This window comes from Paractinoplanes rishiriensis (genome assembly GCF_016862375.1).
GTDB classification, from domain to species: domain Bacteria; phylum Actinomycetota; class Actinomycetes; order Mycobacteriales; family Micromonosporaceae; genus Actinoplanes; species Actinoplanes rishiriensis.
In genome coordinates this window covers 43,769-56,155 of the sequence record NZ_BOMV01000012.1, presented here as the reverse complement: position 1 = coordinate 56,155, position 12,387 = coordinate 43,769, and the positions used below count along the sequence as shown (strand labels likewise).

Annotated in this window: 11 protein-coding genes; 7 read left to right on the top strand and 4 right to left on the bottom strand. The window is 69.7% G+C overall.

What is annotated here, in order from left to right:
* The first annotated feature begins 148 nt into the window (after positions 1-148).
* From Ari01nite_RS08600 to Ari01nite_RS08570, 7 genes are read left to right on the top strand one after another with little or no spacing between them, the layout of a single operon-like run.
* Complete coding sequence (locus Ari01nite_RS08600) at positions 149-1,387, top strand: amino acid ABC transporter substrate-binding protein (protein WP_203780581.1); 1,239 nt, start codon at positions 149-151, stop codon at positions 1,385-1,387.
* Positions 1,388-1,394: 7 nt separating this feature from the next.
* Positions 1,395-2,276 carry a branched-chain amino acid ABC transporter permease gene (locus Ari01nite_RS08595; protein ID WP_203780580.1) on the top strand — a complete coding sequence of 294 codons (882 nt, stop codon included), beginning with the start codon at positions 1,395-1,397 and terminating at the stop codon, positions 2,274-2,276.
* Entirely contained in the window at positions 2,273-4,075 is a 1,803-nt protein-coding gene (locus Ari01nite_RS08590; RefSeq protein WP_239162583.1) for a branched-chain amino acid ABC transporter ATP-binding protein/permease, read from the top strand. The genes Ari01nite_RS08595 and Ari01nite_RS08590 overlap by 4 nt, the downstream gene beginning before the upstream one ends.
* A complete protein-coding gene (locus Ari01nite_RS08585; RefSeq protein ID WP_203780579.1) occupies positions 4,062-4,790 on the top strand; it encodes an ABC transporter ATP-binding protein in 729 nt (242 codons plus the stop codon). Before Ari01nite_RS08590 ends, Ari01nite_RS08585 begins: the two co-directional genes overlap by 14 nt.
* Before the next feature lie 17 nt (positions 4,791-4,807).
* Positions 4,808-5,734: an NAD(P)-dependent oxidoreductase gene (locus Ari01nite_RS08580; protein WP_203780578.1), complete on the top strand. Its 927-nt coding sequence runs from the start codon at positions 4,808-4,810 to the stop codon at positions 5,732-5,734.
* Entirely contained in the window at positions 5,731-6,984 is a 1,254-nt protein-coding gene (locus Ari01nite_RS08575) for a M24 family metallopeptidase (protein WP_203780577.1), read from the top strand. The genes Ari01nite_RS08580 and Ari01nite_RS08575 overlap by 4 nt, the downstream gene beginning before the upstream one ends.
* An 8-nt stretch (positions 6,985-6,992) precedes the next feature.
* Positions 6,993-8,420, top strand: a complete 1,428-nt coding sequence (locus Ari01nite_RS08570) for an NAD-dependent succinate-semialdehyde dehydrogenase (RefSeq protein WP_203780576.1) — start codon at positions 6,993-6,995, stop codon at positions 8,418-8,420.
* 243 nt (positions 8,421-8,663) lie between these two features.
* Here the strand turns inward: Ari01nite_RS08570 and Ari01nite_RS08565 are convergent, their stop codons facing one another.
* Genes Ari01nite_RS08565 through Ari01nite_RS08550 form a run of 4 tightly spaced genes read right to left on the bottom strand, consistent with a single transcriptional unit; the run spans position 8,664 to position 12,280 of the window.
* Positions 8,664-10,703 carry a molybdopterin cofactor-binding domain-containing protein gene (locus tag Ari01nite_RS08565; RefSeq protein WP_203780575.1) on the bottom strand — a complete coding sequence of 680 codons (2,040 nt, stop codon included), beginning with the start codon at positions 10,701-10,703 and terminating at the stop codon, positions 8,664-8,666.
* Positions 10,696-11,142 carry a (2Fe-2S)-binding protein gene (locus Ari01nite_RS08560; protein ID WP_203780574.1) on the bottom strand — a complete coding sequence of 149 codons (447 nt, stop codon included), beginning with the start codon at positions 11,140-11,142 and terminating at the stop codon, positions 10,696-10,698. The genes Ari01nite_RS08565 and Ari01nite_RS08560 overlap by 8 nt, the downstream gene beginning before the upstream one ends.
* 2 nt (positions 11,143-11,144) lie before the next feature.
* Positions 11,145-11,786: a GntR family transcriptional regulator gene (locus Ari01nite_RS08555; RefSeq protein WP_203780573.1), complete on the bottom strand. Its 642-nt coding sequence runs from the start codon at positions 11,784-11,786 to the stop codon at positions 11,145-11,147.
* On the bottom strand, positions 11,783-12,280 hold the full coding sequence (locus tag Ari01nite_RS08550) for a VOC family protein (protein WP_203780572.1): 498 nt from the start codon (positions 12,278-12,280) through the stop codon (positions 11,783-11,785). Before Ari01nite_RS08550 ends, Ari01nite_RS08555 begins: the two co-directional genes overlap by 4 nt.
* Positions 12,281-12,387: the final 107 nt, after the last annotated feature.

The window sequence follows — 12,387 nt, the reverse complement described above, 5'->3', positions numbered from 1 at the left end:
CCGCACTCGATTGCAGCAACGCAAGGCCTGTTGAGCAGGATGCTTGACATCGCTGTAACACCACGTACATTCTTGCAACGCAAACGATTGCGGCCTCGACTCCCCTGGTGGGGCAGCCCCCGGGGACACCTCAAAGTGGAGGGCCTTGATGATCGAAAAATCCGTCCCCCGACGTTCCTTCCTTGCGGCTTCGCTGGTTGCCACCCTCTCGATGGGGCTCGCCGCCTGCGGTGACCGCCCCTCCGAGAAGGCCGCGGCGGACACCGACAAGCCCATCGTCATCGGCATCTCGCTGCCGCTGACCGGCGATTTCTCCCAGCCCGGCACCGAGGCCAAGCGCGGCTACGAGGTCTGGGCCGACCACATCAACGCGGCCGGCGGCCTGCTCGGCCGGCAGGTGCAGCTCAAGATCGTCGACGACGCCAGCAACCAGGACACGGTGGTCAGCGACTACACCAAGCTGATCACCCAGGACAAGGTCGACCTGCTGCTCGGCACGTTCTCCTCGCTGCTCAACTTCCCGGCCTCGGCGGTCGCGGAGAAGAACGGCATGGTGTTCGTGGAGCCGGCCGGCGGCGCGCCGAACATGTTCACCCGCGGCTTCAAGTTCCTGTTCTTCGCCCAGCCGGCCACCGCGCCGCACCAGGCCGACGTGTTCGTCGAGTGGATCAAGTCGCTGCCCGAGGACCAGAAGCCGAAGACCGCGGCGTACCCGTCGCAGGACGACCCGTTCGCGGCGCCGGTCATCGAGAGCATGCAGAAGCAGCTCGAGGCGCTCGGTGTGCAGACCGTGTTCAGCTCGGTCTACCCGCCGGACACCACCAACTTCCAGTCGATCGCCAGCCAGATGGCGGCCAAGAAGCCCGACCTGATCGCTCAGGGCGCGGTGTTCGAGGACGGCGTGGGCCTGGTCCGGTCGCTCAAGCAGCTGGACTACTCGCCCAAGATCCTGTTCCAGACGTCGGCGCCCAGCAACGCCGGGCAGTACAGCACCGGTGTCGGCGTGGAGAACACCGAGGGCATCTTCTACACGGTCAGCTGGCACCAGGACGCCAAGACCCCGAAGAACCCCGAGTTCGTGGCGACCTACAAGCAGAAGTACCAGAACGCCGACCCGGCCGAGGACGCCGCGGACGCGTACGCGGCGGCCGAGGTGCTGGCGTCCGGGGTCACCGCGGTCGGCGCGATCGACCAGGTGAAGATCCGCGACTGGCTGAAGTCGAACACGGTGCCGTCCATCCTCGGGCCGCTGGCCTGGGAGGACACCGGCGAACCCAAGGGCAAGTTCCTGCTCGGCCAGTGGCAGTCCGGCAAGGCCCAGGTGGTGGCTCCGGCCGAGGCCGCGACGGTGCCGACGGCCATCCACCCCAAGCCCGACTGGAAGTGATCCGCTGATGGCTCAGCTCGTCCAGGCACTCGCGCTCGGCGTACTGATCGGCGGCATCTACGCGCTGATGGCCTCCGGCCTGACGCTCATCTTCGGGGTCCTGCGGATCGTCAACATCGCCCAGGGTGCGTTCCTCATCCTGGTCGCGACGTTCACCTGGTGGCTGTGGTCGGCGATCGGCATCGACCCGATCCTCGCCTCGGTCATCACCGCCCCGCTGATGTTCGGCTTCGGGTGGCTGCTCTACCGGTTCGTCGTGGTTCGCATCCGCGGCCAGGCGCCGTCGATGTCGGTGCTGCTCACCTTCGGGATCGCGCTGGTCATCGAGGGTTTCCTGAGCATCGTCACGAACAACCGGTTCCGCTCAGCCACCCCGGAGTACTTCGAGTCGAGTTTCCGGGTGGGCGACGTACTGCTGCCCAAGGCACAGGTCTACGGCTTCCTGGCCGCGGTCGCCGTGCTGGGCGCGCTGTACCTCGTCCTCACCCGGACCTGGGCGGGCCGGGCCATCCGGGCCACCTCGCAGAACCCGTCAGCGGCCTCGCTGGTCGGTATCGGCGCCGCGGCCACCGCCGCGCTGGCGTTCGCGCTGGGCAGCGCGAGCGCCGGCGTCGGGGGATCCATCCTCTCGGTGCTCTACCCGTTCTTCCCGGCGTCGCACTACGACTGGATCTCGCGCCTGCTCGGCATCGTGGTGCTGGGCGGCATGGGCAGCCTGCCCGGCGCGCTGATCGGCGCGCTCGTCCTCGGCCTGGCCGAGACGTTAACCGCGACCTACGGGTCACTGCAGTGGTCCACGCTGGTCTTCTATCTGGTGATCATGGCGGTGCTGCTGGTCCGGCCGCAGGGCCTGTTCGGCGCCCGCTTGCGGGAGGACGCCGCCACATGAGTCTGATACGCAGGATTCCCCGTCAGCACCTGATCGCCGGGATCGCACTGCTCGTGCTGGTGCTCTACCCCGTCGTCAACCCCTGGCAGCCGTACCCCCAAGGGGTTTTGCTCCTGATGTTCCTGCTGGCCATCCAGGCGACCGGCTGGAACATCATCTCGGGCTTCGCCGGCTACATCTCGCTGGGCCACAGCATGTTCCTCGGGCTCGGCTCCTACACCGCGGCGATCATCGCACTGCACACCGGGGTGAACCCGCTCTGGGTGGCGCCGATCGGCGGCGTCACGGCCGTGGTGATCGCGATGGCGTTCGGTTACATCGTGTTGCGGACCCGCGGTCACGCGTTCGTCATCATCACGATCGCGCTGTTGCTCTCCGCACAGATCGTGGCCACGAACTGGAAGTCGCTCACGAACGGCTCCGACGGCATCACCCTGGAACTGCCGTTCTGGAGCGCGGACTTCCAGAACATCCCGTTCTACTACGCGTTCCTGCTGCTACTCGTGCTGTCTGTGCTGTTCAGCGCGTGGATCGCGCGCACCAAGTTCGGCACCGGCCTGATCGCGATCCGCGAGGATGAGGGCAAAGCCGCGTCGATCGGGGTCAACACCACAATCTTCAAGATCATTGCGTACGGGGCCAGCAGCTTCTTCATCGGCGTGGCCGGCGGCGTGTACGCGTACTACCAGACCTTCCTCAACCCGGTCGGCGCGTTCGCCATCCTGGGCAGCGTCCTGATCGTGCTGTCCGCCCTGGTCGGCGGCCGCGGCACGCTCTACGGCCCGGTCCTCGGCGCGTTCATCGTCGGCCTGATCAACGAGGGTGCAACGGTCTACGGCGGCAGCTCGCAGGCACGCGTACTCATCCTCGGTTTGATCCTGGTGGCCGTGGTGCTCTTCCTGCCCGCCGGCCTGCTGCCGACGATCGAGAAGGCGTGGCGCAAACGGCACCCGGTCAAGGTCGAGTTCACCAACCAGGTGGGCGCGCTGTCGCACAACACCGCGGTGGTCCGGGAGCGCGTGCCGGAGCCGGCTTCGACCGGACCCCTTTTGGAGGTACGCGGGGCGACCAAGCGATTCGGCGGCCTCACCGCGGTCGACGGCGCCGACCTGACCGTGGAACGAGGATCGATTACCGCCCTGATCGGGCCGAACGGCTCCGGCAAGACCACGCTGTTCAACCTGATCACCGGGACCATGGCCGCCGACGCCGGCACCATCACATTCGACGGCAAGCGGATCGAGAAGCTGCCGCCGTGGTCGCGCGGCCACCTCGGACTGGGCCGCACGTTCCAGGTGACCCGGCTGTTCAAGGACATGACCGTGCTGCAGAACGTGGTGGCGCCGCAGCCGGACGGCAAGCTGCGGACCATGCTGGCCGACGCGGTCAGCGGCTCCGAGGCCGCCCGCGCCCGGGAACTGCTGGACATCGTCGGCCTGGGCAGTTTCGAGCAGCAGAAGGCCGGTGCCCTCTCGTACGGCCAACAGAAGCTGGTGGAGCTCGCCCAGGTCCTGATGCTGGAACCCCAGCTGATCCTGCTGGACGAACCGGCCGGCGGCGTCAACCCGAGCCTGCTGGGCCGGCTCACCGAGGTGATCCGGGAGCTGAATCGCAGCGGCATCACGTTCCTGATCGTCGAGCACAACATCCCGCTGGTGCTCGACCTGTGCGACCCGGTGCACGTGTTCGCCCGCGGCGCCTGCATCGCGTCCGGGCCGCCCGGACAGATCCGCAACGACCCGGTGGTGCTGGACGCCTACCTCGGCGACGACTGGAGGCCGCAGGATGCTCACGCTTAGCGACGTCACGGCCGGCTACGGCGGCGGCAACGTGCTGCAGGGCGTCGACCTGCACTGCGAGGCCGGCACGGTGACCTGCATCGTCGGACCGAACGGCGCCGGCAAGTCGACCGTGCTGCGGGTGATCAGCGGCCTGTTGCGCTGCCGCACCGGAACGGTCGAGATGGCCGGCACCCGCACCGACAACCTGCCGCCCGAGCAGGTCCTGGCCCTCGGCGTCACCCAGGTGCCGCAGTCGCAGGCGCTGTTCCCGGGCATGACCGTGCGGGAGAACGTGCTGCTCGGCGGCTACCTGATCCGGCGCAACCGGAAGCTGCTGGCGTCCCGCTACGACGCGATCCGGGAACGCATCCCGATCGTCGCCGAACGGGCCGGCGACCCGGCCGGCAACCTGTCGGGAGGCCAGCGCCGGATGGTGGAGATCGCCCGCTGCCTGATGCTCGACCCGAAGCTGCTGCTGCTCGACGAGCCGTCGCTGGGCCTCGACCCGCGCAGCCTCGCCGGGGTCGCCGCGCTGATCCAGAGCCTCAACCAGGCCGGCACCACGATGCTGCTGGTCGAACAGAACGTCCGCCTCGGGCTCGGCCTGGCCACCCACGGCGTGGTGATGGAGGGCGGCAAGGTCCGGCTCACCGGCACCGCGGCCGAGGTCCGGGACCACCCCGAGATGGCTTCGCTCTATCTGGGCGGATCCGCACCTACCCCCGCCAACTGAAAGCTTGGGAGAACAACATGGCTGACAACGACCTCACCGTCGGCTGGATCGGCGCGGGCCGGATGGGTGCCGCCATGGCGAAGCGGCTGGCCAAGGCCGGCTATGCCCCGACAGTCTGGAACCGGACCCGGTCCAAGGCGGAGGCGACGGGTTGCGCGGTGGCCGATTCGATCGCTTCTCTGCGGGACCGGGACGTGGTTTTCACGATGGTCTCCACCCCGGCCGACCTCTCCGAGGTGCTGCTCGGGCCGGACGGGCTGCTAGCCGGTTCGGTTTTTCCGCGGATCGTCGTGGATTGTTCGACGGTCTCCACCGAGTCCTCGGTCGCCCTGCGGGCGGAATGTCTGGCTCGCGGGGTGTCCTTCCTGGCGGCGCCGGTGAGCGGCAACGGCAAGGTGGTGTCGGCCGGCAAGCTGAGCATCGCGGTGTCGGGGCCCGCTGCCGATTTCGAGCGGGTCGCGCACCTGTTGCGGGCCATCGGGCGGACGGTCACTTACGTCGGTGAGGGTGATGTCTCGCGGCTGGTGAAGATCTGCCACAACCTGATGCTCGGGGTCGTGACCCAGTGCATGGCCGAGGTGACGGTGCTGGCCGAGAAGGGCGGCGTGTCCCGGGCGGCCTTCCTGGAGTTCCTGAACGACAGCGTGATGGGCTCGACGTTCACCCGGTACAAGTCACCGGCGTTCGTGCACCTCGACTACACGCCGACGTTCACCCCGCTGCTGCTGCGCAAGGACTTCGACCTGGGCCTGGCGGCGGGACACGAGCTCGACGTGCCGATGCCGCTGGCGGCGCTGACGGCCCAGTTGGTGCAGCAGACGGTTGCCAGCGGGCGCGTCACGGAGGACTTTGCGATCCTGCTGGACCAGCAGGCCGCGGCATCGGGGTTGGCCCTGAAGCCGGAGGAGACCGCGGTGGACGACGGCCTCGGGAGCGCGTCATGAGCTTTTTTGGCGCTGGCCGGCCCATTCCGGCGCCGGGTCATATGGGTGTCGACTACGAGACGCGGGTCGACTTCGACCGGCTGCGGCGCTATCGGTTGGAGCGGGCGCAGAAGGCCCTCGCCGGCTCCGAGTGCGGCGCGTTCCTGCTGTTCGACTTCTACAACATCCGCTACACCACGCAGACCTGGATCGGCGGTGCGCTCGGCGACAAAATGACCCGGTATGCGCTGCTGACACGGTCCGGTGGCCCGACCCTGTGGGACTTCGGATCGGCGGCGCGGCACCACAAGCTCTATTCGCCGTGGCTCGCCGAGGACGACTGCCGGGCCGGGATGCTGGGGATGCGCGGCGCGATCGCCCCGTCCGCCGGGCTGATGGAGTCGGCGGTCCGCGAGATCAAGGGCATGCTCGAGGACGCCGGGCTGGCCGCCCAGCCGGTCGGCGTCGACATCGTCGAGCCGGCGTTCCTGTTCGAGATGCAGCGCCAGGGCCTCACCGTCGTCGACTGCCAGCAGCTCATGCTCGACGCCCGCCTGATCAAGTCGGCCGACGAGATCATGCTGCTCAACCAGGCCGCCGCCATGGTCGACGGGGTCTACCAGGACATCGTCGAGGTGCTCAAGCCCGGCATCCGGGAGAACGAGATCGTCGCGATGGCCAACAAGCGGCTGTACGAGATGGGCTCCGACCAGGTCGAGGCGATCAACGCGGTGTCCGGCGAACGCTGCAACCCGCACCCGCACAACTTCTCGGACCGCATCATCCGCCCCGGCGACCAGGCGTTCTTCGACATCATCCACTCGTTCAACGGCTACCGGACGTGCTACTACCGCACGCTCAGTGTGGGCCGCTCGACCGCGTCGCAGCGCGACGCGTACGCCAAAGCTCGTGCATGGATGGACGCCGCGATCGACGCCGTGCGCCCAGGAGTAGGCACCGACGAGATCGCGGCGGTGTGGCCGAAGGCCACGGAGTTCGGCTTCGAGAACGAGATGGCGGCGTTCGGCCTGCAGTTCGGCCACGGCCTGGGCCTGGGCCTGCACGAGCGCCCGATCATCTCCCGGCTGAACAGCATGACCGCCCCGGTGGAACTCCAGGTCGGCATGGTGTTCGCGCTGGAGACGTACTGCCCCGCGGACGACGGTTTCTCGGCGGCACGCATCGAGGAGGAGGTCGTGGTCACCGCCGACGGCCCGCGGATCCTCACCCTCTTCCCCGCCCAGGACCTCGTGGTCGCCAACCCGTACTAGGAGCTTTCGTGGAGACCGATCTCTTCATCGGCGGCAAGTGGGTGCCCGCCGCGTCGGGCGCCCGCTTCGACGTCCTGGACCCCGCGACCGGCGACGTGATCGCCGCGGTCGCGAACGGCGACGAGTCCGACGCGATCGCCGCGGTCGACGCCGCCGCGGTCGCCGCGCCGGCGTGGGCCGCCACTCCCCCGCGGGCCCGTGCCGAGGTGCTGCGCCGGGCCTTCGAACTCATGACGGCACGCGCGGACGAACTGGCCCGGCTGATCAGCCTGGAGAACGGCAAGGCGCTGACCGACGCTCGCGGCGAGGTGGCCTACGCCGCCGAGTTCTTCCGGTGGTACGCCGAGGAGGCGGTGCGCGCCAACGGAACGGTCGCAACGGCACCCTCGGGCGCCAACCGGATCCTGGTGGTGCGCCAGCCCGTGGGCGTCTGCGTGCTGGTCACCCCGTGGAACTTCCCGGCCGCCATGGCCACCCGCAAGATCGGTCCGGCCCTGGGCGCCGGCTGCACGGTGATCCTGAAGCCGGCCAGCGACACCCCGCTGACCGCACTCGCGATGGCGGCGCTGCTGGCCGAGGCCGGCGTCCCCGACGGCGTGGTCAACGTCCTGCCGTCCCGAAGCTCCGGCAAGGTCGTCGGGAAGATGCTGCACGACCCCCGCGTCCGCAAGGTGTCCTTCACCGGTTCGACCGAGGTGGGCCGGCTCCTGCTGGCCCAGGCCGCCGACAACGTCGTGAACACGTCGATGGAGCTGGGCGGCAACGCCCCGTTCCTGGTCTTCGAAGACGCCGACCTGGACGCCGCCGTAGACGGCGCCATGATCGCCAAAATGCGCAACGGCGGCGAGGCGTGCACCGCGGCCAACCGCTTCTACGTTCACCGCTCGGTGGCTGCCGAGTTCTCGAGCCGCCTGGCCGACCGGATGGCCGCCCTCCGGGTAGGTCCCGGCGTGGCGGAGGACACCCAGGTAGGCCCGCTGGTCAACGAGGACACCGTCGGCAAGGTGGACGCCCTGGTCAAGTCAGCGGTCGCCGACGGCGCGCAGCCGACGACCGGCGGCACCCGGCCCTCGGGGCCGGGCTTCTACTACCCGCCGACCGTCCTGGTGGACGTGCCACCGACCGCCGCCATCTTGCGCGAGGAAATCTTCGGCCCGGTGGCCCCGATCGTAGTTTTCGACTCGGACGCGGAGGCGGTGTCCTACGCGAACGACACCGAATACGGCTTGGTCGCCTACCTCTACACCCAGGACCTGTCCCGAGGCTTGCGGATCAGCGAGGCCATCGAGGCCGGCATGATCGGCCTGAACCGAGGCCTGGTCAGCGACCCGGCGGCGCCGTTCGGGGGTGTGAAGCAGAGCGGAATCGGCCGCGAGGGTGGTCACGAAGGGCTGCTCGACTACACCGAGTCTAAGTACATCGCAGTCAACTGGTAGGGGCTGTTGTTTGGGCGGTGTTGAGCAGGTTCGGGTCTCGGCGGGTCAATGACGCTCCGCCGGGGCCCGGACTCTTTGCTGTCTGCGCCGAGCCGCCACGCCGCACCACCGCGCCGCGCCGCACCACCGCGCCGCGCCGCACCGCACCGCCGCACCGCCGCGCCGCACCACCGCGCCGCGCCGCACCGCACCGCCGCACCGCACCACCGCGCCGCATTGCGGGCGGCGGCCTGCGGATCCTTGTCAGCCGTCGCGTTCGATGGCGGCGACCACGGCGTCTGCGGTTAGCGGTAGGTCGCGCACCCGCACGCCCACCGCGGCGGCCACCGCGTTGCCGATGGCGGCGGCGGTCGGGCCCTGCGCTGCCTCGCCGGCGCCCACCGACTTCTCACCTCCCGCGTCCAGGATCACCACGTCGACGCGCGGCGCCTGCGAGAAGCGCAGGATCGGATAGGACTCCCAGTTGTCGCTGACCACGCGCCGCCGGTCGAAGCGCACCCGCTCCACCAGTGTCCAGCTCGCCGCCTGGACGGCGCCGCCCTCGATCTGGTTGCGCACGCCGTCCGGGTTCACCACCTGGCCGACGTCGACGGCGACGGTGAGACGGCGTACCCGGATGTCGCTCTCGGCCTCCACCTCGGCCACGATGGCGCAGTAGGCGCCGCGCCCCTTGTACCGGGCGTAGCCCAACCCGAGCCCGACGCCCTCCGCGACCGGCCGCCCCCAGCCGGCGGCCTCGGCCGCTGCCTCGAGGACCCGGCGGCCGCGCGGGTCGCTGAGGTGGGCCAGCCGGTATTCCAGCGGATCGCGGCCGGCCGTCGCGGCGGCCTCGTCCAGGAACGACTCGATCGCGAAAACGTTGAGAAACGCACCCAGCGCCCGCATCGCCGAACTGCGGATCGGCGAATGCAGCAACCGATGGCCGGTGATCCGGCGCGCCGGCAGGTCGTAGCCGGGCAGCGCGTTCCGGGTGCCGCCGGCGCCGGTCGCGGTGGACGGGTCGACGGCCGCCGGATACTCCGCGGGGTGCTCCAGGAAGGTCGCCGACAGCAGACCCGGCACCCCGCCCGCGTATCCGGGGCGCGAGGTGTGCCCCTGGCTGTAGACGTCATACTGCCAGGAGGAGATCGAACCGTCGGCCGCGAGCGTCGCGACGACGTCCGCGGTCATCGCCGAACCGAACGGTGCCCAGGACAGCTCGTCCTGCCTGCTCCACAGCACCTGCACCGGGCGACCGGGCACCACCCGCGCCAGCAGCACCGCGTCGAAGGCGGCGTCGTCGGCCGCGTTGTGCCCGTAGCAGCCCGCGCCCTCGACGTGCTCGACCCGCACGCCGTCCGGGTCCAGGTCGAGCGCGGCGGCGATGGCCCGGCCGAGCGGTCGCACGCCCTGGCTGTGCGACCACACGTCGACCCGGCCGTCCCCGTGCCAGATCGCGACGCCGCAGCTCGGTGCCATGGAGGCGTGCGCCACGAACGGCCGGCTGTAGGTCGCTCGCAACTGCGGACCGGCGGGCCGGGCGGCGCCGTCGTCGACCACCGGGATCGTCTCGTGCGGGCCGGTACGCAGGAACTTGTCGAGCTCGTCCTCGTCCGGTAGCGAGTCGTGTTCGGCCCATCGGGCGGCCCGGGCCAGCGTCTCCCCGGAACGAACCACCACCGCCTCGTCGGGTCCCACCACACCGAGGAACGACCCGTCGCGGACCAGCACCACCCCGTCCGGCGTCGGGAAGTCGTCGACCGTGACGAGCCGCGCGCCGCGGGACGGCGGGCGCACGACCCGTCCGAACAGCTGGCCCGGGAGCCGCATGTCCTGGATGTAGCGCGGCCGGCCGTAGACCTTGTCGGGCAGATCGAGCCGCGGAACGGCCTGGCCGACCAGGACGGGCTCGGACCGCAACGGCACCCCGGGGTCGGCGGGCACCGCCAGGTCGACGCGGTCGGCCCATTCACCGTACGAGAACGCCGGATCCCCCGCGGCGGCCGTGAACAATGCCCGCACGTTCGCCGCGGCCAGCCGGAGCGCCGCACCGGAATCCATGATCGACATGCTGCCCGAGGTGATGCCCTCGTCCGGGCCGTCGGGGCCGGCCGCCAGCATGCGGATCGTGAACAGGCCGACGCCGAGTTCGTCGGCCGCGATCTGCGCGAGCGCCGTCAGGATCCCCTGCCCCAGCTCGACCTTACCGACGCGGACGTCGATGCTGCCGTCGCCGTGCACCCGGATCCAGCGGGCCAGGATCGGATTGGCCGCGAGATCTTTGGGGAGCGCCGCCTCAGTCATCGCCCTCACCCGCCTTGACGACGGCGCGGACCATGCGCTGCTGGGCGCCGCACCGGCACAGGTGACGGTCGAGCGCCGCGGCCACCGCCGGTGCGGTCGGGTGCGGCTCGCGTGCCAACAACGCGGCCGCGGTCATCACGATGCCGGTGACGCAGTAGCCGCACTGCGCCGCCTGCTCGTCGAGGAGCGCCTGCTGCACCGGATGCGGCGTCAGGCCCTCCACGGTCGTCACCGCCCTGCCTTCGATCGACCAGATCGGGGTGTCGCAGGACGGCACGGGATGGCCGTCGACATGCACGAAGCAGGCGCCGCACAGACCGAGGCCGCAGCCGAACCGGGCGCCCAGCAGGCCGAGGTCGTTGCGCAGGACGTACAGCAGCGGCGTATCGGGATCGGCCTCGACCGTGCGGGACTCGCCGTTGACTCGAAACTCGATCATCATCAGTCTCCGAACACCTCGGGATGCCGGCCGAGCTCGATACGCGTCCGCCGGATGTGGCCGGCCAGGAAGCGACCGGCGTCGACCTCGTCGCGGCGCTCGATCGCGTCCATCAGCAGGCGATGCTCGGCATTCACCACCCAGCGCCGGCTCGGACCGGTGAGTTGCATGAACATGCGCCGGTAGTACTGCGTGGAGTTCCAAAGCCGGGTCACCGTGGTGGTGAGCTGATCGATCCCGCAGGCGCTGTAGGTGCGCAGGTGGAACTCCCGGTCGAGGGCGAGGAAGCCCTCGACGTCCACCCCGTTCTCGATCTCGTCCTGGATCTCCTCGAGGCGCAGGAAGTCGCCGGGGGTCAGCATCGGCAGGCTCTCGCCCAGCGCCAGCGGCTCGAGTTGCTCGCGCATCTTGTACATGACATCGACCTCGTGCATGGACAGCCACGGCACCCGGGCACCCTTGTTGGGTTCGTGCTCGACCAGCCCCTCGGCCGCGAGCATCTGCAGCGCCTCGCGGACCGGCAGACGGCTCGCACCCAGTTGCTGGGCGATGTCTTCCTGGCGGACCCGCTCGCCGGGTGCGATGTGCCCGCCGAGGATGGCGCTGCGCAGGTGGTCGGCGACGCGCTGGGTGGCGACGGTCATGACTGCTCGTCCCGGAAGAAAGCCCGGCCGTGCGGGTACGAGACCAGTTCGAACTGCATGCCCCATGGTGCCAGGAAGTAGACCCAGCGCTGGCCCTCATGCGGGCCGCGACTCGCCGTGGGCTCGCCGAGCACGGTGACGCCGTGACGTTTCAGGTGGGCGACCGCCTCATCCAGGTCGTCGACGTACAGCGCGACGTGATGGCCGCCGACGTCACTGTTGCGCGGCGGGTCCTGGCGCTGACCGGGCGCGGTGTAGGTGAAGACCTCGAAGATCGCCTGACCGCCCAGCCGGAAGAACCGGTTTTCCGGGATGGTGGCGTCCGGGTGCACGTTGAGATGGTCGGCCATCCACGAGCCGCCGGGGTCGGCGAACGGGCCTAGCGAGTACAGGTATTCGCAGCCGAGCACGTCGACCAGGAACTCCTGGGCCACGTCGAGATCGGGCACGGTGAAGCCGACGTGGTCGAGTCGTTGCAGGCCGGGCATTCCCATGGCGTCCCCCGATCTCGGGTGTCCGGTTGGATCCAATCGAACGTACCGCATCCGCTCCGGCATGAGAAACAGGGGATCCGCTCTGGAAATTGGATCCAATCCGTGCC

What these genes read in the sequence shown, in the direction of transcription:
- Ari01nite_RS08600 (WP_203780581.1), top strand. Translation starts at nt 149, where the DNA reads ATGATCGAAAAATCCGTCCCCCGACGTTCCTTCCTTGCGGCTTCGCTG.
- Ari01nite_RS08595 (WP_203780580.1), top strand. Translation starts at nt 1,395, where the DNA reads ATGGCTCAGCTCGTCCAGGCACTCGCGCTCGGCGTACTGATCGGCGGC.
- Ari01nite_RS08590 (WP_239162583.1), top strand. Translation starts at nt 2,273, where the DNA reads ATGAGTCTGATACGCAGGATTCCCCGTCAGCACCTGATCGCCGGGATC.
- Ari01nite_RS08585 (WP_203780579.1), top strand. Translation starts at nt 4,062, where the DNA reads ATGCTCACGCTTAGCGACGTCACGGCCGGCTACGGCGGCGGCAACGTG.
- Ari01nite_RS08580 (WP_203780578.1), top strand. Translation starts at nt 4,808, where the DNA reads ATGGCTGACAACGACCTCACCGTCGGCTGGATCGGCGCGGGCCGGATG.
- Ari01nite_RS08575 (WP_203780577.1), top strand. Translation starts at nt 5,731, where the DNA reads ATGAGCTTTTTTGGCGCTGGCCGGCCCATTCCGGCGCCGGGTCATATG.
- Ari01nite_RS08565 (WP_203780575.1), bottom strand. Translation starts at nt 10,703, where the DNA reads ATGACTGAGGCGGCGCTCCCCAAAGATCTCGCGGCCAATCCGATCCTG.
- Ari01nite_RS08560 (WP_203780574.1), bottom strand. Translation starts at nt 11,142, where the DNA reads ATGATCGAGTTTCGAGTCAACGGCGAGTCCCGCACGGTCGAGGCCGAT.
- Ari01nite_RS08555 (WP_203780573.1), bottom strand. Translation starts at nt 11,786, where the DNA reads ATGACCGTCGCCACCCAGCGCGTCGCCGACCACCTGCGCAGCGCCATC.
- Ari01nite_RS08550 (WP_203780572.1), bottom strand. Translation starts at nt 12,280, where the DNA reads ATGGGAATGCCCGGCCTGCAACGACTCGACCACGTCGGCTTCACCGTG.